This is a genomic window from Ureibacillus yapensis (assembly GCF_003515775.1).
In the GTDB taxonomy this organism is placed as follows: domain Bacteria; phylum Bacillota; class Bacilli; order Bacillales_A; family Planococcaceae; genus Ureibacillus; species Ureibacillus yapensis.
Window position 1 is genome coordinate 331,439 of sequence record NZ_QWEI01000001.1, and the last position, 20,562, is coordinate 352,000.

A 20,562-nucleotide genomic window follows, 5' to 3' on the forward strand; every position below is an offset into this window, starting at 1 on the left:
TCCATAACTCTCACCTCAATCCCGTATCCCACAAGGCTTCTAACTTTCAATCTAACTACGATACTCGGTTCCACACAAACATTCAATCCCCTTCTTATTTTAGGTTGTTTAAAAACCGCGTTAATAAACGTTTTTTATAAAAAAAGCTGTAATTTTAGGAATTTATCTTTAAATACTTACAAAATGATACTATTCATATAGAAAAACCTCATATGTGCATAATTACCCAAATCCACAATATATAGTTAGCTATAAACTCTCATTCCAATATCCGAAATAAATTATTATACTCTTCTAAATAAAAAATTTCCTAATAATATATCTAAAAATTTCTAAGATAGATTCACTAGCTTAACTCTTAGCGTAAATTTATTACCTTAAGATAAACATAAACTCAACATTAGTGTTCTCTTCAAAAATTCGCCTTCCCTTTCATCAAAATTAACAACAAAGTTTATATATTCTTTACAAATAAGGGATTTTATCTTTCTTCTCTTCATTGAAATCATTTTCAATAAGATGCAAATTACATAAAACAGATCTTCCTTGTATATGAGTATCCCGCTTTCCGGACAAGGTGTAACTTGGATTTCTAACAAATAGGTTTTAAAAGTCATTTCGTTATGTTTCATCCCACTAGACAATAATCGCATTTTATAAGATCTGCTTATTTCCAGCCGATTTGATTTCATACTTCTTCTTTCGCTTTTTCTATACTCGCAACGGCACTCGGGACGGCAATTAATCCAATAATCCTTAGAATGAAAAACACTGTAAGTAATTCAAATACATAACATTCCTTTTCATTTAATCGCCTTTTAAACACTCTCATTAAATGTTCTCATATATCACTTCAACACTATTTAATACTCATTTTTAAAAGTTCCAATCTCAGGTTTGTATGATTTTAAACTTAATGTTTTCTTACTCTTCTATAATTACAAGGAATAACTTTAATTTATAGGGCATCTAACCCTCCCTCACACTACACCAGTGATAACATGCGTATCTAAGGTATTTTTGTAACCCACAGTGTAATCGAGTGCCTCCATTGATAAAGGTAAGAAGGCGGTCACCTATAGTGAAACTCTATTTCGCTGCTAACTTACTTTCATTCACTTTTTTAATCATATATTGATAAAGTTCTTCTCGAATATCTTCATTTTCTAGTGCCATATCAATCGTTGTTTTCACAAAGCCGATTTTTTCTCCTACATCATATCTCTTTCCTTCGAAATCATAAGCATATACTTTTTGGCGCTCGTTTAATTTTTGAATTGCATCGGTTAATTGGATTTCTCCACCCGCACCTTTCTCTTGAAGAGATAAGAACTCAAAAATTTCAGGAGTTAGTACATAGCGCCCCATTATGGCAAGGTTCGATGGTGCCGTTCCTAGTTTTGGCTTTTCCACGAAGTTACTCACTCCATATAGTCTTCCATTTGATGAAATCGGATCGATAACGCCGTAACGATGTGTTTCCTCATTCGGTACCATTTGAACACCGATTATGGATGAAGCGGTATCGTAGTACTGGTCGATTAATTGTTTGGTACATGGTGTTTCAGCTTGAACAATATCGTCACCCAATAATACGGCAAACGGTTCATCTCCAATGAAGTTACGCGCACACCAAACTGCATGTCCCAATCCTTTAGGTTCTTTTTGACGGATATAGTGGATTTCCACTTTCGAGGATTGATTTACCTTCTCCAAAAGCTCAAGCTTTCCTTTTTCAATTAAATTCGCTTCTAGCTCGAAATTACGATCGAAATGGTCTTCAATTGAACGTTTTCCCTTACCTGTCACGATAATAATATCTTCAATTCCCGAAGCAATGGCTTCTTCGACGATATATTCAATCGTAGGTCGATCTACAATCGGCAACATCTCTTTTGGCATCGCTTTTGTAGCTGGGAGGAAGCGTGTTCCTAGACCCGCTGCAGGGATAATTGCTTTTTTGACTTTCTTCATATTAAATAGTCATCCTTTCCTATCAATTTTCGTTCTGCTTTAATAGTTCTAGCATTTTATTCTTATAGGCCTCTACTCCTGGTTGGTCAAAGGGATTGACATCTAGTAGGTATGCACTGATTGCACATGCTTTCATAAAGAAGTAAATTAAATAACCTAGATGATAAGCATCTAATCTTTCCAACTCAAGTTGAATGACGGGAACGCCGCCCTCAGCATGCGCAATCGCTGTTCCTTGCTTAGAAGTAGCATTGATGTTGTTAAAGCTTCGATTACTTAAATAGTTCAAGTTGTCTTCATCTCGTTCATTAAACGGAACAATATAGTCATCCTTGATGTTATGAAAATGCAGCAATGTTTCAAAAAGAATGGGATTGCCATCTTGTATAAACTGACCGATTGCATGTAAATCCGTCGAGAAATTTACGGTTGCCGGGAAGAGACCTTTTTTGTCTTTCCCTTCACTTTCTCCAAACAATTGCTTCCACCAATCATGGAAATTGGCAAGAGACGGTTCAAAAGAGGCTAATAGTTCGATTTTATAACCTTGTAAAAACAATTCATATCGACTCACTGCATAACGATAAGCTTCATTATGCTCTATGTTTCCATCCTTCAATAAGATTGCCGCATGTTTTGCCCCGGCAAGTATCTGAATAATATCCACCCCAGCTACCGCTATTGGTAATAACCCTACAGCAGTTAACACAGAATACCGTCCGCCAATTGTGCATGGTATTTCAAATTGACGATAGCCATGAAAGTCAGCTATTTCTTTTAGAATTCCCTTTTCCGGATCGGTTGTGACGATAATACGTTGAGGTGAATCTTCTCCATACCTATCCTCTAAATATTGTCGGAAAACACGGAATGCCAAGGCCGGTTCCATCGTCGAACCGGATTTTGAAATCACATTAATATAAAACTCTTTTTCTTCCAGACTTTTTAATAGGTGATGAATATAGGCGCCACTCATGTTTTGGCCAACGTAAACTACTTCAATCCCATTAGGATGAACCCCAAAATATGGTGTTAAGGCGTCTTGAATAGCTTTCGCTCCAAGATAAGAGCCGCCAACTCCTATCACAACTAACACATCTGCATTATCTTTAATTTCATTTGCGACTGACAATATAGAATGTATCAATTCATGATTATCTTCAAGCGGTGCATTTAACCAGCCTGTTAGTTCGTCCTTCGTATTTTCTAAATGCTGGTGAATGGCTGCAACGGAAGAAGTATATTTGGAATAATCAATGTTCAGAAATTGTTCATTCAAAATAGTCGTTTGCAGTAATTGAGTTGACACAATCTTTCCTCTTTTCTATGCAAAATTAGTTCGTTAAACTTCATTACATTGAGACACCTAATCGATCTTTTGAGTGTTGCCACTTGTTATTCGCCACTGCAACAATTTCTTCTTTAATGTCGTCTATATCTAGTGATTGCAATTTAAGGAGTAATTCCTGAAGAGACTCGTTATCCAATGCATTCGCTCTGCCAACGTGAATTTTTGGATAAATATGCTCTTCTTGAATTTCTTCCGGTTTTAGTAATTCTTCGTACATCTTTTCACCTGGCCGGATGCCAGAGAACTCGATCTTAATTTCTTCTTCTGTAAAGCCGGATAGGCGGATTAAGTTTCGCGCAAGATCCACGATTTTCACGGGTTCGCCCATATCTAGAACGAACACTTCTCCGCCGCGCGCTAGTGTACCAGCTTGCAATACTAGTCTTGATGCTTCCGGTATCGTCATAAAATATCTCGTCATCTCTGGGTGCGTGACAGTGACAGGTCCACCTGTTGCGATTTGCGCTTTAAAACGTGGCACTACACTTCCTCGTGATCCCAATACATTTCCGAATCTTACTGCAGCAAAGTTTGTATCACTTCTTGTCGCAAGATTTTGAATAATCATCTCGGCAATACGTTTTGTTGAACCCATCACATTTGGCGGATTGACCGCTTTATCTGTAGACACTAGGACAAAGTGGGAAACTGCGAAATTATGAGCTGCCTCTGCGACATTTTTCGTGCCGAATACATTGTTTTTCACCGCTTCACCCGGGTTGTATTCCATCAGCGGTACGTGTTTGTGTGCCGCTGCATGATAGATTACATCCGGCCGGTAATAGTTGATGATTTCAAAAATGCGTTCCCTATCCTGAATATCCGCAATAATCGGAATAATTTCCGTAAGTCTATTACTATCGTTTTCAGTCAGTTCCATATGGATGCTGTAAATGGAGTTTTCACCATGCCCCAGCAATAGCAATTCTTTCGGTTCAAATTTCAACACCTGTCGACAAATCTCAGACCCAATGGAGCCCCCTGCACCTGTTACTAGAATCACTTTATTAGTTAGCTTCTTCGAAATCGCGATCATATCCAATTTGACTTCATCTCGACCAAGCAAATCTTCAATTCTCACATCTTGCATGTCATTGACTGACACTTTCCCTGTTAGAACATCCTCGACCTTTGGCATAATCTTGACAGTTGCATTTGTTTTCGAACAGTTTTCATAGATTTCATGAATGCCAAATTTCCCTAGAGAAGGAATCGCCAGTATAATTTCATCGATGTTTTTCTCCTGGACAAGTCTCGGTATATCCTCGGTCGTTCCCAACACTTTCACATCCATCAATGTTAACTGTTGTTTGGTTGGATCATCATCCACAAATCCAATTGGTTTATATTCCGGCTCCGGGTTATTATTGATGCTTCGTGCAAGCATTGTCCCAGCTTGTCCCGCGCCCACGATGAGCACGCTTTTTAAATCGCCGGATGGTTTAATGGTTGTCCGGTCATGCGCAATCCTTAAGATGAACCGGGATCCTCCGATCATGACAATATGCACTAGCCATGTAATCATCATTAAGCGAAAGTATATATCACCATTGACAACGAATTGTACCAAACTAGCAGAAGCAATAGAAATGGTAACCGAATAGAAGATCGTCAACAATTCACGAACAGATGCTACACTCCAGATCCGGTCATATAAGTGAAAAAAATGCGCCGCGATATGATGACTGAACAATAAAGCAATCGCAGAAAGCAGTATCAGCTTATTTGAGAAAATATGATTAGCTGGATGCAAAACCCAATAACAAAAGAAAATAGCACATAGTACGATTATTGAATCCAATATAACAAAAGCGGTATAACGTTGTTTGTAATTCATCTTCTCCCTCTTTCTACCTCTATTAAATTATTTCTATATATGGAACTGTAAAAATTATGAAAGTCACGAATTCATTATACCCTTTTTATGGAAATTATAAAGAAGAAAGATTGAAATTTTAGCATTTTCTTTAATATTTACAAGTATTTTTCCTTTAACTTACATTTTGTCAGGTCTTTTATATCGAAATAAAAACACAACTTCCGACTCGGTATGTAAACTTAAGATATAGACCACCATCTTTTCGGTTTCACTTTTTCTGGTTCAAACAGAATAAAAGATCGGTTTTCGAGAATTTTTTTGTTATTGTGCAGTAGCATTTCAACCGCTTCAAATTCCTTCTTTTTTTTCAAAAATTGAAGGCCTTTTTCAAAAAGAAATGGTCTAGTCGATAAATTATGTACATCTGAACCATATGTATGAACTAAATTTGCCCGGACTAAATTTAGTGATAATTTTTGTACGGATCTTCCAAAATGCCCCGCCAGACTGCCCGCCGTAATTTGCGCAAGTGCACCTTCCCGTATCAAGCGCTCCAAGCGTTCCGGTTTCTCCGCGATTCCTTTGTTTCGTTCCGGGTGCGCAATAATGGGTGTAATGCCCTCGACTAACAAGGCATGAATGATATTCTTTGTATAATGTGGAATGTGGCTGGAAGGCAGCTCCAGTAATAGATACTTTGAATTAGCCAGCACATGAATGCTGCCTTCTTTAATGGATGGAATTAGTTTTTCCGTTAACCGTACTTCATGTCCGGTATGCAACGTAAGAGGAATTTGACGGTTCTTTAATTCTTGCTGCAACTGCTGAACTTGTTCAAGGACAACGTTGTATTTCGCATCGTATTGAGGGTGCTGGCAATGGGAAGTTGAAATAATATCGGTAATCCCTTCTTTTGCTGCTTGCTCTAGTAATGTCAAGGATTGCTCGATTGTCTCGGGTCCGTCATCCACATTCCATAATATGTGGCTATGCATATCGATCATAGTATCAACCTCCCTCCTATATTTTGAGAAGAAAGAGTAAAGGATGGCTTGCTCTTTACTCTGTTCCGTAATAATGATAATAATAGTGGTTTTTTTCGATGTTAAAGTTATTTAAAATCACGCCAAGGATATTCGCTTTTGCTGCCAGGAGCAGTTCTTTTGCTTTCGTGGCGCTTTCTTTTTCTGATTTGCCTGTGTTAATGACCAAGACAGTGCCATCCACTTTGTTTGACACGATTTGCGCATCCGCAACCGAAAGAATTGGCGGTGAATCAAATACTAGTAAATCATATTCCTCCAACAATTTAGAGGTTACTAATTCCATATTTTTGGATCCTAATAACTCGGCAGGGTTTGGTGGAATCGGTCCACTTGGCAACACCCATAAATTTTCAATTTCTGTACGCTGAATCGTCTCCTTGACATCCAGTTGTCTTGTCAATACATTCGATAAGCCGAACGTGTTAAGCAAATTGAATGTATGGTGTGCAGTAGGTTTTCGCATATCTGCATCTATCAGAAGTACTTTTTTCCCTTCTTGCGCAAAAACAATCGCGATATTGGATGCTGATGTTGATTTCCCCTCTGACGGGGAAGCGGATGTGACCATAAGTGTCCGCAATTCTTGATCTGGCATTGAAAAATTGATGTTCGTCCGTATTGTTCGGTACTGTTCGGCGTTGATAGATTTGGGATTGGTCGCTGCTACAATTTTTCGCGACATGGAGTTTGATTTTTTCTTTTTTCGCTTAAACACGGTTACTTCCCCCTACCTCTACGTGATGGATTCGAAATTGGCTGTTCGTCCGGTATTGGGCTGACAAGACCGATAATCGGCAAATCCAGTATCTCTTCCACGTCTTCTTCTGTTTTGATTGTAGTATCTAAATACTCCAATAGAAATGCCAATCCTAATCCAATCATTAAGCCAAGCACTGCTCCGATGGCAATGTTCAGCATTTTGTTTGGTTTTACAGGCGATGGATTTTCGCTTAAGATTGCCGGAGAAAGAATATGCACACCGTTTTTAATACTCATCAGGTCAGGAATCTCGTTTTTGAACACTTCAGCCGTTGTATTGGCAATTTCCACTGCAATTGCGGGATTTTCATCTTGTACTGTCACATTGACCACCTGAGAGTCATTTTGACTTGCTACTGAAATTTTTTCGGATAATTGTGCAGGTGTTAAATTTAAATCTAAATGCTCAATAACCAATGATAAAATCGCTGGACTTTTAATAATCACATTATATGTATTGATTAATTGCAAGTTCGTCTGAATGTCTTGTGATTGAATGGTTTGCTGTTCCTGCGCTTGTTTATTTACCAGGATTTGTGTGGATGCTTGGTACATCGGCGTGATTAAAAAGAAACTAATGACCCCTGCAATCAAGGCACCGATGATTGTAAGACTTATAATATGAACCAGCCTTTTTCGTATAATCTTAAATAAATCTTGTAAGCTAATCGTTTCTTCCACAGGTTCCTCTCCTCTAGACAATTAAAAAATGATATTCTATTAAATTATATACTATACAAGTATAGAAAAGGCTGTTATTTATTCCTTATTTTTCTTTAGCGTTTTAAGGATTTCGAAGGGTTTTTTCTTTTCAGAAAATAGCAAATTACAAGACTAAGGATAATAATCTATGCTCTTAGTCCTGCATAAATCTGCAAGACTCTTATCATTAAAATGCGCCTTTTACTTGGGATAAGAGGTTGCTGCGAAGCGCTTCTTTGGACGCTGCATATTCGTCACGGAAACTTTGGGCATGGGATTTATCATAACCATTTTGCGCCAAGTCGTTTTCAACGATACTGATTAGGCTATTGAAAGCCGCATCCGTACTTGCTTCCAGGCTATCCGCTGCCCCCATGTATTTGCTATAAAAGTAGCCAACGCTAATATCCTCGCCGCTTGCTTTCTTTTGCACATATTCTGATTTGGCATTGCCGATCAAGCCGTTTATCCGAGAAGATGCTTGTCCCTGCAATGCTTCCAATGAAGGTCGGTATTGATCTTTGATCGATTTTACAGTTGGTTTTTGGGTTTCTGGTTTGTCAGCACTTGTGCCACTGCTTGTTTGGCTTACTTTGGCTGAACCAGTTGTTTCAGTTTGAGTTGAACTACTTCCTGTTTGTGATGAAGTACTCCCTGGCTGTGTTGAAGATGGATTGCCAGCTCCAGCGGTATTTTCTCCGTTATTGTTGGAAGGTTCGTTTAGTTCACCTGTCGCAGAATCAGTAGCAGTTGCGTTCCCTTCACTGTTTAGTGCTAATTCGCCGGAAGCTTCTTCTACGATATTCCCTTCAGGATCAAGCGTAATTTCCGTACCATCCGGAAGCTCGATGACATAATTATCTTCCACAATTCCATCAACTTTTTCATCAGCCACATCATAGGTTTTAAACTTCAATTCATAAAGAAGATACCCGCCGCCAATAGCAACAAGAAGCAACACGACACCTAAAATTGAAAGTAGCCATTTCTTCATCGGCTTTTTTCTACGCTTCTTTTCCATATAGTGCTTTTTCCCCTCTAATTTCTAATTGTTGGTAATCTTACTCCTTCATTGAAACTCCCCAGAACACCCGTGTTCTGGGGAATAGATTTTTTGCTTGGTTATGCATTTATTCTTTAAAATCTAAATTGTAAGCTAACGGTGTTGTTCCGCCATCTTTAACCCAAAGTTTTAGACCAATGTCTTTTCCAGCTAAGTCTCCTAATGTTGCAGCATCAAGTTTAAAAGGATCGATACCTGCAGCTTGTACTAATTGCCCTAGAAGTATTGCTTTATTCTCTTCTGTTACAGCAACTGGTTGATTATTTCCAATCTGTACTTGTGTAACTAACCCTACATTATTCGTAATGAATGGTAGAATTTCAGCCTTATTCTCTTGTACATCAGCCACTGTTGTTTCAGGTTTTTCGATTGTAAGATCTATATTATATACACCATTCTCTAAAACAGGCTTACTTGGAGTTACATATTTTACGCTAATTTCTTCACTTGCTTTTATAATCTCTTCTTCTACTTTACCAACAAATTCTGCTCTTACTTCTGCAGCAGTTTTTGCTGGCGGTGTAGTTATTGTACCTGAACCACCTGAATTACCTGGATTAGTTGGTGTTGGTTGTACAGGCGTTGTTGGCGTCGGTTCTTCTGGTTTTGTTGGTGTCGGCTCTATTGGTGTTGGTTCAACTGGTTTTGATGGTGTTGGTTGTGCCGCTTTAATTTTTTCAGCTCTTAATAAGAATGATGCGAATTCGCCGCGCGTAACATTTGCTTTAGGACTGAATGTTGTCGCAGAAGTCCCTGATGTTACGTTATTGGCATATAAAATTTCAATCGCTGATTTGTAAGGACTATTTGCCACATCTTTAAATGGAGTCTTCTTACCTCCTCCAAGGTCAAATGCTCTCACAATAATTGCAGCCATTTCACCACGTGTTAAGTGTTTTTTGATACCGAATGTACCATCTTTATAACCGCTGAAAATCCCTTCATTCTCTAAAGCTGCAATCGCTTTATAATATGGATAGTTTTGCGGTACGTCTTTGAAACGAGGATTTGTCAAATTCACCAAATCCAAATTTAAAACATTGGCAAGAATGGATGCTGCATGATTACGTTGTACGGGTGCTTTTGGCTTGAATGAACCATCCGGATAACCATTAATAATTCCGCGAGCAGATAGTTCTGCAATTGAAGTGTAATGCGTGTTGTTTACATTTACGTCCGTGAAGATTTGCGCTGCTTCTGAAGATGTTGGCGCAACTGCAACAACTGCTCCTGTTGCCATTGCTGAAGTGATTGCGATGTTGAATAGTTTTTTAGTAGTATTTTTTTTCATATGATCCTCCCATTTTTAAAAACTTAAAAATATATTTAAATCATATCATATAAAAATATGAAAAAAATAATTATTTTTCATTAATTACCAATTTTTTACTAAGATTATTTTTGATGACACATTTTTGTAAAAAAATATCCTTTAAATTCCAAAGTTACGGTAAAAGAGTAGATATGTACTACGAATCACTATGTTCTTAGGAAATATAATCTATAATACCAATTTATTTATATTTTTCCAACCCTTTCTCTTGTTACCCAGTGAATTTAGTAAGCAAACTAGGTTTTTACTACCATATTTTGAAATAGTAGTTTTGTTGTAAGAAACAATATTTCAAGTTCTATAGATAACTTCAATTGGATACCACCAACATGCAAAACAAATATTTTTTGCACAAAAAAAAGCTTGCAGACAAAGTCAAATTGACTTCGTTTGCAAGCTGTAATGTTTTTTTATTTAGCGTATTCAACAGCACGTGTTTCACGAATGACCGTTACTTTGATGTGACCCGGATAATCGAGTTCTTCTTCGATTTTCTTGCGAATGTCTCGCGCCAATCGATGAGAAGCAAGATCATCAATTTTCTCCGGTTGTACAATAATACGGATTTCGCGACCTGCTTGAATCGCAAATGATTTTTCAACGCCATCGTAACTTTCCGAGATTTCTTCCAGTTTTTCCAGGCGGCGAATGTAGTTTTCAAGCGTTTCACTACGAGCACCAGGTCTCGCTGCTGATAATGCATCGGCAGCTGCCACGATAACAGCGATGACGGAAGTTGGTTCCGTGTCTCCATGGTGGGAGGCGATACTGTTGATGACAACAGGATGCTCTTTATATTTCGTAGCTAATTCTACACCAATTTCAACGTGGCTTCCTTCGACTTCATGGTCGATTGCTTTACCGATGTCATGAAGCAAGCCGGCACGTTTCGCCAACGTAACGTCTTCTCCAAGCTCTGCAGCAAGCAAGCCGGATAGATGCGCCACTTCGATTGAATGTTTTAATACGTTTTGGCCATAACTTGTACGATACTTCATGCGGCCCAATATTTTCATTAAGTCTGGATGCAGGTTGTGAATACCCACTTCGAAGATTGTTTGTTCTCCGGTTTCACGGATTTGCTCGTCCATTTCACGGCGGGATTTTTCAACCATCTCTTCGATGCGAGCGGGGTGAATTCTTCCATCTTGTACAAGTTTTTCAAGTGCAAGACGAGCGATTTCACGACGAATTGGATCAAATCCAGATAAAATAACTGCTTCTGGCGTATCATCGATGATTAAATCGATTCCTGTCAGAGTTTCCAGTGTTCGAATGTTACGACCTTCACGACCGATGATGCGGCCTTTCATTTCGTCATTCGGCAAGTTTACAACCGATACCGTTGTTTCAGCAACGTGATCTGCTGCAAAACGTTGTAGTGCAAGTGACAATATTTCACGAGCTTTCTTGTCAGATTCTTCTTTTGCACGTGTTTCGGCTTCTTTTGTCATATGCGCAATATCCGTGGAAAGTTCATTTTCTACTTCTTTCAAGATAATGCCTTTTGCTTCTTCACGTGTAAGGGCTGCAATGCGTTCCAGTTCTGACGTTTGTTCGCGTACTAGCTCTTCCACTTTACTTTCCATCTGTTCAATATGCTGTTGTCTCTCAGTTAGAGCCTCTTCTTTTCGCTCTAAGCTTGATTCTCTCTTGTTCAGAGTATCATCCTTGCGATCAAGATTTTCTTCTCTTTGCAATAACCGGTTTTCTTGTTTCTGAAGCTCTGCCCGGCGTTCGCGGATGTCTTGTTCTGCTTCAGTTCGAATTTTGTGAGTTTCATCTTTTGCTTCAAGTAGTGCTTCCTTCTTAAGCGCTTCCGCTTCTCGCTTAGCTTCATCTATGATAAGCATGCTTGAGTGTTTCGCACCATTTACTTTTGATTCATTCACCTTTTTCATATAGAAATAGATAACAGCGCCACCGACGATGAGTCCAAGCAAAGCGGAGATAATGTATTCCATCATTCGAACACCTCCTCTTGCTATATTCGTTTCATTTTCAGTCGGCTCATACATTGACTCAAGTTCCAATAGTCCAAATTCAACTTCTATTGATTTCAAACAAAACTTCTCAATATACTGCCTATTTCATTTCATAATTTAGAAATTTACAATCTTAATTGTATAGGTCTAATCTAGCAATGTCAAGGATTCCCACAAGACACGCTTCAATTTGAAGGCAATTTATTACTAGCATTATCTAGAACAATAATTCTTTAGAAAGAGGGTTCATTAATATGTGCGAGCCAATTGAACCACTTCATTATTCAAAATACTTAATAAATAAGATATTTCTCCTTATTCTTAGCAAAATTTTTTATTTTTATTCACTTTTTAGGGAATTTTAGGCGGAGTTGGGCATGCTATGAGATTGGTTTAGAATTGTGGAATGATTTTTGTGAATTTTTTGAGTTATCCGCCAGTTTGTTTGATTTATCCGCCACTTTTGCCGAGATATCCGCCAAACTTAGTTTTGAGCTTTGATTTTATAAAATCCGACAAACTGGGCAATTTTCCTGACAGTTTTGTTGAGATTCCCGACAGTTTTGCTAATAATCCTGAAACTTCTTCCATTAATCCCGACATTTAAATTTCGTCAACTATTCATTCAACAAGAAAACCCGCCCCAATTCAGGGCGGGCGGAGATATAATCTTATTCTTCATCCAGCAATAATGCCAGCTCTGAATCCATTTCTTCTTCTGCCTCGTCATGGGAGCCAATTGTGTAGGAGTTGGCTGTCATGCCGTAGGATTCACGGATTTGGTTTGCTACAGTGTTGCGAATTTCCGGATTTGCTTTTAGGAAGGCTTTCGCATTTTCACGGCCTTGGCCGATGCGTTCGCCATCATAAGAGTACCAGGAACCGCTTTTTTGGATGATGTCCAGTTCCGCTCCGATGTCGACGATTTCTCCTTCTTTAGAAATCCCTTCACCATACATAATATCAACTTCCGCTGTACGGAATGGTGGCGCTACTTTGTTTTTCACGACTTTAATTTTTGTTTTGTTCCCTATCATTTCCGTACCTTGTTTAATCGCTTCGGCACGGCGGACTTCCAGACGGATGGATGCGTAGAATTTAAGCGCACGACCACCAGTCGTTGTTTCCGGGTTACCGAACATAACACCGATTTTTTCACGAACTTGGTTGATGAAGATTGCCAATGTATTTGACTTGTTAATGATCCCTGAAAGCTTACGCAATGCTTGGGACATTAAACGAGCTTGCAGACCCATGTGAGAGTCACCCATTTCGCCTTCGATTTCAGCTTTAGGAACCAATGCAGCTACAGAGTCAATTACGATAATATCGATTGCACCACTGCGTACCAATGCCTCGGCGATTTCCAATGCTTGCTCACCAGTGTCTGGTTGGGAAAGAAGCAATTCGTCAATGTTAACGCCAAGTTTTTGTGCGTAAACCGGGTCCAACGCGTGCTCTGCATCGATGAATGCTGCTTGTCCACCATTTGCCTGTATTTCAGCGATGGCATGAAGGGCAACAGTCGTTTTACCTGATGATTCCGGTCCATAGATTTCCACAATACGACCACGAGGGTAGCCGCCTACCCCTAATGCAGCATCCAGTGCCAATGAACCACTTGAAGATGTTTCCATTTGGCGATCTGATTGTTCGCCAAGTTTCATGATTGAGCCTTTACCGAATTGTTTTTCGATTTGTTTTAACGCCATATCCAATGCAGCTTTACGATCGTTACTCAAATGATTTCCTCCTTATATATAAACCATAGTTTTATGTAAACACAAGTTTTAATCTCTCGTTGTTATGTCTCTACTATACTTGTTTTTGAGACAATTTTCAAGAAAAAAGCGAACATATTTTCGTTTTTTGGGCAAAATAAAAATTTGAGCCACTTTCACAGCTCAAATTTTAAATTCAAATAGTCACAAAACTACTATCCTATTTTATAGTTTTTCGTAGCCTTTCTCAACTAACAAGCGCATCAGATAGCTGTATGCAAATTTGACTGCGCGAATGCGGTTGGTATTGCGCATCCCTTGCAATTGAAGTTTACGGGTTACCGGTTTTGAATCGGCAAAACTGAATCCAAGCCAAATCGTTCCTGCCGGTTGGCCATCATGTGGGTCAGGTCCTGCCGCGCCCGTTAAGCCGACGCCGATATCCGTACCAAATTTTTCGCGAACTTTTACAGCCATCGCTTCTGCACACTCACTGCTCACAATGCCGAATTCATCTAGTATGGATTGGTGTATTCCCAGTTGGTCGACTTTTGCTTGGGCGTCATAAGTGACTAGCCCGCCGGCCAATGACACGCCGATTCCCGGTATTTCAGCAAGTTCGGCTTGGAAGAGACCTGCTGTCAAGCTTTCGGCTGCCGCGATTGTAAGTTCATGGCGAACAAGCATTTCGACCATTTTGGAAGCCAATGAATCATCATTGTAGCCATAATGATAGTCGCCGACAATTGCTAGAATTTCTGCTTCTTTAGCTTCAATCAATCTCCATGCTTCCTCATTATTATCTGCCTTTGCCGTAATTCGCAGCGTTACCTCTCCATCGCTTGCAAGAGGCGCAATGGTAGGGTTAGTTTGAGAATCTAGTATATCTTGAATACGTACTTCCAGTTCCGCCTCGCCGATGCCATAAAAGCGCAGCACTTGGGATTGGATTACCCCACCGGCGCTTAATTTTGCGGCAAGCTTCGGTTTCGCTTCAAATTGGAACATTGGCTCCAGTTCTTTTGGTGGGCCGGGAAGCAATATGTACGTACGGCCGTTTTTCTCCAGGAGCATTCCCGGAGCCATGCCATGATGATTTGCCAAAACCTCGCACCCTTCTAGAACCAGTGCCTGCTTGCGATTATTGTCGGTCATCTCGCGTCCGCTCGTCGTAAAATAACGCTCAATGTACGCCAAGGCCGTTGCGTTGTACTCCAGAGGCAAGTTTAAATGGCTGGCAATCGTTTCTTTGGTTAAATCATCTTTTGTCGGTCCGAGCCCTCCAGAGAAAATAATTAAATCCGCGCGCCCTTCCGCAATGGTGATTGCCTGTTTCAGACGCTCCGCATTATCGCCGACTACGCTATGGTAATACACGTTTATGCCCAGCTCGGACAATTGTTTGGAAATAAACTTGGCGTTCGTATTGGCAATCTGTCCGAGCAACAACTCGGAACCTACCGCTATAATCTCTGCATTCATGTGTTTTCCCCCTTATTTAGAGTTCACAAACACGCGACGATTTAAATAGAAATATTCCCAACCAGACCATACTGTAAATATTAATGCGACATAAAGCGCGATAGTGTCAAATGGGATATTGATCAACGTAAAAATCGTGTTGTGTAGGAGCAATGATGAAATCGCAACAATCTGAGCCCATGTTTTGATTTTACCTAGTTGGCTCGCTGCTACTACTTCACCTTCCCCTGCCAAAATCGCCCGTAAACCTGTTACGGCAAATTCACGGCTCAAAATGATAATAATAATCCATGATGGCGCCATTCCAAGTTCCACCAAGACGATAAATGCAGCAGCAACCAAAAGTTTGTCTGCCAATGGATCAAGGAACTTCCCTAGATTTGTGACAAGATTATATTTTCGGGCATAATAGCCATCTACCCAGTCCGTACAAGAAGCGATGATAAAGATTATTGCTGCCACAAAGTGGTTGACGGGCATTTCTGCGCCAATAAAATTCATGGTTCCCCAATCAAAATCAAATAGTATTACAATCACAAATATTGGGATAAGGAAGATTCTTGAGACTGTAATCTTATTCGGTATATTCATTTGCTAACACCTTTCATTCGAGTAAACTGGATTGTTTCTTCGATTTTTAATATATTTTATTGGAGTTCGGGCTATGAAGCGCCTTTTTAGTAGCTTTCGCGCTGGTTTTGCAGTTCATCCTGCTTATGAAGCGCTTTTCCTGTAGCTTTCCCGTCCCATTTGCAGTTCATTCAGCCTATGAAGCGCTTTTCCGGTTACTGTCATCCTAGATTTGCACTTCATCCGGCTTATGAAGCGTTTTTGCACCCGCTTCCTCCAACGATTTGCAGTTCATCCCCACTATTCACCAACACCAAGCTCAGCGAACCGCGAAAATAGGAAAAAAGCCATCGCGATGATGACTATTCTTCCGGTTGTAATGTAATAATGATATTTTGTGTAACGGCGGATTGTGCATACTTAAGTGGTTCATCATTGACGAACACTTTTGCATTGTTGGAATTTCCTAAGCGAATGCGGGCATACTGATTTGTGGTTGCATCAAACTCTACAACTTCTCCTGCATTGTAGACGCGAGCATCCACCTGTTCGCTACCGGCTTCATCACGGATGCCTACCCACGTCTCGCCAGTTACTTCTATGCGCAGCGCCATTTTGTCGGTACCCGTTAGTGTATAAGTAGTTGTTTCGCCATTTGGAGTACCTGGGGAGAGTTCCTGAGTTGCTGTTTCTTCTTCTGCAGGCTCCTCTTCAGCGGGCTCCTGCTCATCCTCTGCCGGTTGTTCTTCCTTAGCTGGCTTCTCTGATGTGGACGGAGGAACTTGTTCATATTCCAACTGTGTTTCTTTTTGCATTTCATCTGGTTGGTTTGTCGCCATTTTTTGCTGATATAAAAACCAAATGGCCACAATAATAACGATAATAAATAGACCTACAATTATTTTCGGCATCGATTCCAGCATTCGATTTGTCGAGCGTGTATTCAGTCTGCGACGGGTCGGGCTTTGGGAAATCGATTGCGCGACTTCTTCTGTTGGCTGATTTGGAATTTCTTTTTTGAACTCATCCAGTAATTCATCCGCATCCAGTCCAACTGCTTCTGCATATTGCTTAATAAATGCCCGAACATAAAATGTTCCTGGCATGATTGAATAATTGCCTTCTTCAATCGCATTTAGATATCGTTTTTGTATTTTTGTAATTTCTTGAAGATCATCCAAACTATATCCTTTAGATAATCTCGCTTCTTTAAGGCGAGCTCCGAGTTCAGTCAACCATAACACCTACTTTTCCATCATTTTCAACTCGGGATCTTATCATCCACGATTTAAAATTCCCTTGACTCCATGATTTCCTAAAAATCAAATCCGCCGTGAAATCCGCCAATATGGTCGCTATTCGACATCATTTCATTTTTCTCAATCATTTCGTACGTGATCACTTCTTCCGGGTGATGACGGAGTTCAATGATATAATCAAAATCCGTCAGCTTGTATTCTGAATCTTGTACAAACAAATCTGGATGTTCCACCACTTTAACAGCCGGGACGCGCATCATTTCCCTCACAAGCTGTTGATGCCGTTCATCGGTGCTTCTTTTTGTGACGGCGCCATCCAGAATAAAAATATTGTTTTCGTTAAACTCATCACCCATTAACTGATGACGTATGGTTTGCTTAATCATCGTCGAGGATAAAAAAATCCATTTCTTATTGGCACACACACTAGCGGCAACAATCGATTCCGTCTTTCCGACTCGTGGCATTCCACGTATGCCGATTAATCTGTGGCCGTCTTTTTTAAATAATTCTGCCATAAAATCAACTAACATGCCGAGTTCATCTCTTACAAAACGGAATGTATTTTTTTCGTCTGCATCCCGTTCGATATAATGGCCATGGCGAACGGCGAGACGATCGCGCACTTTTGGTTCGCGAAATTTCGTCACGTTAATGTTTTCTATTGTCGAAACAATGGAAATAAAACGTCGAATGGATTCATCATTCTCCGTTTTTAATAGCATTCCCCGTCGCCCTTCATCTACTCCATTAATTGAAACGATGTTTACTCGCAACATCCCGAGGAGTGAGGCAATGTCACCCAACAAACCCGGACGATTCACTTGGATTTCATACTCAAAATACCACTCGCCCATAAATCGTCCCCCTACTAACACAAACGAATATTTTTCCTATAAGTTTCATCATATCTGATTTTATATGTATTGAAAAGTTAGAAATGGCGCTTTTTCCTATTAAAATATTAAATTTCTCCTTTTTCGAGGAAAGAAATTCCTAATGTCGAATTTTGTGGAATTAAATCAAAAGAAAAGGAGGTCAAGAAAGGCCTCCTTAAAAGTATGAGTAGAAGAAATGAAAGTGATTGTTCTATGATATATGATTTAAAATAAGCAGCAATGCATAACTGCTACTTTATAAGCCAGGCCGCATCAAGTGCAATCTCACTTACTGTACGCGGTTATTTGAAACAAGTTTAATAATGCAGTTCGCAAGCGCGTGTTTTTCATCGCTATCTGCTACTTGCCAAAGGTCGGCAAGGACACGTTCTTGTTCATTTTTAGGGTCAACATTTTTAGCTAAGTAATCACCGATTTGCACGGCAGATTTCTCGATCGCCTTTTTGGACATACCGTGTTCTTTGGCATCAGTTACTTGTTCACCCAAAAAAGATGTCCATCTTTCCCAGTTTTCTAATAGCGCCATGTTTCTCTCCTCCTTTGCACTTTTATTATGTGCAAATTGAGATTTTATATGTACCATCCGCCATTAATTCTTATAATTTGTCCCGTAACATAATCAGCTTGGCCGCTTAAATAGAACGAAACATGATTTGCTACATCATTCACATGGCCCAACCTTGCCAGGGGAATTTCTTCCACCAATCCTTGTTTCTCTTCTTCATCAAGATGGCGGTTCATTTGCGTATCAATGAAGCCCGGTGCAATGGCATTTACCAAAATATGATTGTAGGCCACTTCTTTTGCATAGGATTTCACGAAGGCATGCTGTGCGCCTTTCACCGCGCTATATACCGATTCCAGCGCTGCTCCGGTTTCACCCCAAATCGATCCGATAAACAGCACATAGCTCGTTTCATGCTTGCGCAGTTTGTGCGACAGGATGGCAATGAGGCGCATTGGATTTTGCACATGCACTTTCCAAAGCTTATTCATCTCTTCCACTGGCGTTTCCTCAAGCATTCCATAGAAAGCATGGCCGCTTGCAAAGACTACTGCTTGAAGCGAGTAGATTTGCGAAGCCAAGGAATCCGCCCCATCTTCCAGCGTGAAATCTGCTTTAACGGCCAAGAATTCCTGATTCGGTGAAGTTTGTAGAAGTTCTTCAATCAAAGTGCTTACTTTGGCGCGGCCTTCATGATAATGCAAATAAAGCGACCAACCATCTTGCGCCAGTCGCCTTGCTATTGCATTTCCAATCGCACCGGAAGCACCGACCACAAGTGCGAATTTTTTCATTATTCCGCTTGCTCGCTTGAAGGCATTACTTTAAATACAGTTTGTTGGGATTCGCCCTGGATGGTTTCCAAAGCTTTCACCACATCTTGCAGCGTTAATTTTTCGATGACCGGTACTGCATCAAACAAATTCATGTCGTTGAATTTATAGCGCGTGAATTGGTTGGCAATGAACTCCATGGAATTCAAGGCTCTTAAATAGAAGCCGATTTTTTTCCGTTTAACGCGCTCAATGCTATCCTCCGTCAGGATAGTGGCTGCATTGTTGATGACTTCTTTAATTTTTTCAGCCAGTTGATCCGGGTTACGGGAATCCGATCCAATCAATGCAAAGCCATAGCCTTTTTCCAATGAAAAATCATAAGCGAACGATTCATCAATCAACCCGCTTTCATAGACTTCTGTATAGAAGTTCGAAGCACGGCCGTACAAAGATTCAAGTGCGATTTGAACGGAAAGCTCGTGTTTAAGCATTTCTTCCCCGCTTAAATCCGTCTGCTTGGCTTTTAATCCTACATAAACTTTTGGTTTTTGAACGTCCATTTTCAATTCGCGTTCCTTGACTGCTACATCTGTTGGCTCTTCATCGAAATGGCGCTGAATTTTCGTTGGTTCCGAAAATTCTTTTTTGCCTTGATTTTGTTCAATAAACGCCATCATTTCCGTCGGGTCAATGTTGCCTACGACAAACAATAACATGTTCGATGGATGATAAAACGTGTTATAGCACGTATACAGGTGATCGGCCGTAATTTTGTCGATTGACTCAATTGTTCCGGCGATGTCGATTTTCACGGGGTGTGTATGGTACATATTTTCAATCGCCCCAAAGTACAAACGCCAGTCCGCCTGGTCATCATACATCGTGATTTCCTGGCCGATGATTCCCTTTTCTTTTTCAACCGTTTCCGGAGTAAAATACGGCTCTTGAACAAAATTTAATAACGTTTCTGTGCTTTTATAAATATTGTCTGTAGCCGAGAAAAGATAGGCAGTTCGCGTGAATGAAGTAAAGGCGTTAGCGGAAGCACCGGACTCGCTGAATTGCTGGAACACATCCCCATCTTCTTTTTCGAACATTTTGTGCTCCAAAAAGTGGGCAATCCCATCCGGAACGGTGATTTGTTCCGACTCGCCGATTGGCACGAATGTACGGTCGATGCTGCCGTATTTTGTCGTGAACGTGACAAAGGTTTTTGAAAACCCTTTTTTCGGCAGAATATATACATCCAGCCCATTTTGCATTTGCTTATAATATAACGTTTCATCTAGTTGTTTAAACTCAATCGTTTTCATGACGA

17 protein-coding genes are annotated in these 20,562 nt (G+C 40.1%); all 17 read right to left on the reverse strand.

Going from position 1 to position 20,562, the window contains the following annotated elements:
* Positions 1-1,089 precede the first annotated feature (1,089 nt).
* The 17 genes from galU to yfmH all read right to left on the reverse strand — a co-directional run bounded on the left by galU (position 1,090) and on the right by yfmH (position 20,557).
* Positions 1,090-1,974: a UTP--glucose-1-phosphate uridylyltransferase GalU gene (gene galU, locus D1B33_RS01595; RefSeq protein ID WP_118874579.1), complete on the reverse strand. Its 885-nt coding sequence runs from the start codon at positions 1,972-1,974 to the stop codon at positions 1,090-1,092.
* Positions 1,975-1,996: 22 nt separating this feature from the next.
* The gene (locus tag D1B33_RS01600) at positions 1,997-3,283 is read right to left on the reverse strand and encodes a glucose-6-phosphate isomerase (RefSeq protein ID WP_118874580.1); all 1,287 of its coding nucleotides are present in this window, start codon (positions 3,281-3,283) and stop codon (positions 1,997-1,999) included.
* Positions 3,284-3,326: 43 nt separating this feature from the next.
* Positions 3,327-5,162, reverse strand: a complete 1,836-nt coding sequence (locus D1B33_RS01605) for a polysaccharide biosynthesis protein (RefSeq protein ID WP_118874581.1) — start codon at positions 5,160-5,162, stop codon at positions 3,327-3,329.
* Positions 5,163-5,383: 221 nt separating this feature from the next.
* The gene (locus tag D1B33_RS01610; RefSeq protein WP_118874582.1) at positions 5,384-6,148 is read right to left on the reverse strand and encodes a tyrosine-protein phosphatase; all 765 of its coding nucleotides are present in this window, start codon (positions 6,146-6,148) and stop codon (positions 5,384-5,386) included.
* Positions 6,149-6,203: 55 nt separating this feature from the next.
* Positions 6,204-6,905: a CpsD/CapB family tyrosine-protein kinase gene (locus tag D1B33_RS01615; protein ID WP_118874583.1), complete on the reverse strand. Its 702-nt coding sequence runs from the start codon at positions 6,903-6,905 to the stop codon at positions 6,204-6,206.
* A gap of 2 nt (positions 6,906-6,907) precedes the next feature.
* Positions 6,908-7,630, reverse strand: coding sequence for a YveK family protein (locus tag D1B33_RS01620; RefSeq protein WP_118874584.1), 723 nt, complete (start codon positions 7,628-7,630; stop codon positions 6,908-6,910).
* A gap of 208 nt (positions 7,631-7,838) precedes the next feature.
* Positions 7,839-8,672, reverse strand: coding sequence for a hypothetical protein (locus D1B33_RS01625; protein WP_118874585.1), 834 nt, complete (start codon positions 8,670-8,672; stop codon positions 7,839-7,841).
* Between the two features lie 109 nt (positions 8,673-8,781).
* The gene (locus D1B33_RS01630) at positions 8,782-10,005 is read right to left on the reverse strand and encodes an S-layer homology domain-containing protein (protein ID WP_118874586.1); all 1,224 of its coding nucleotides are present in this window, start codon (positions 10,003-10,005) and stop codon (positions 8,782-8,784) included.
* A gap of 452 nt (positions 10,006-10,457) precedes the next feature.
* Complete coding sequence (rny, locus tag D1B33_RS01635) at positions 10,458-12,011, reverse strand: ribonuclease Y (RefSeq protein ID WP_118875191.1); 1,554 nt, start codon at positions 12,009-12,011, stop codon at positions 10,458-10,460.
* A gap of 692 nt (positions 12,012-12,703) precedes the next feature.
* Complete coding sequence (recA, locus tag D1B33_RS01640; RefSeq protein WP_118875192.1) at positions 12,704-13,744, reverse strand: recombinase RecA; 1,041 nt, start codon at positions 13,742-13,744, stop codon at positions 12,704-12,706.
* Between the two features lie 234 nt (positions 13,745-13,978).
* Positions 13,979-15,235, reverse strand: a complete 1,257-nt coding sequence (locus D1B33_RS01645) for a competence/damage-inducible protein A (protein WP_118874587.1) — start codon at positions 15,233-15,235, stop codon at positions 13,979-13,981.
* 12 nt (positions 15,236-15,247) lie between these two features.
* Complete coding sequence (gene pgsA, locus D1B33_RS01650; RefSeq protein WP_118874588.1) at positions 15,248-15,826, reverse strand: CDP-diacylglycerol--glycerol-3-phosphate 3-phosphatidyltransferase; 579 nt, start codon at positions 15,824-15,826, stop codon at positions 15,248-15,250.
* Positions 15,827-16,167: 341 nt separating this feature from the next.
* Positions 16,168-17,049 (reverse strand): helix-turn-helix domain-containing protein, encoded by an 882-nt coding sequence (locus D1B33_RS01655; RefSeq protein WP_325049389.1) that lies wholly within the window; start codon positions 17,047-17,049, stop codon positions 16,168-16,170.
* Between the two features lie 71 nt (positions 17,050-17,120).
* A complete protein-coding gene (locus D1B33_RS01660) occupies positions 17,121-17,921 on the reverse strand; it encodes a DUF3388 domain-containing protein (protein ID WP_118874590.1) in 801 nt (266 codons plus the stop codon).
* 310 nt (positions 17,922-18,231) lie between these two features.
* Positions 18,232-18,489 carry a DUF3243 domain-containing protein gene (locus D1B33_RS01665; RefSeq protein WP_118874591.1) on the reverse strand — a complete coding sequence of 86 codons (258 nt, stop codon included), beginning with the start codon at positions 18,487-18,489 and terminating at the stop codon, positions 18,232-18,234.
* Between the two features lie 44 nt (positions 18,490-18,533).
* The gene (gene ymfI / locus D1B33_RS01670) at positions 18,534-19,262 is read right to left on the reverse strand and encodes an elongation factor P 5-aminopentanone reductase (protein WP_118874592.1); all 729 of its coding nucleotides are present in this window, start codon (positions 19,260-19,262) and stop codon (positions 18,534-18,536) included.
* Positions 19,262-20,557, reverse strand: a complete 1,296-nt coding sequence (yfmH, locus tag D1B33_RS01675) for an EF-P 5-aminopentanol modification-associated protein YfmH (RefSeq protein ID WP_118874593.1) — start codon at positions 20,555-20,557, stop codon at positions 19,262-19,264. Before yfmH ends, ymfI begins: the two co-directional genes overlap by 1 nt.
* Positions 20,558-20,562: the final 5 nt, after the last annotated feature.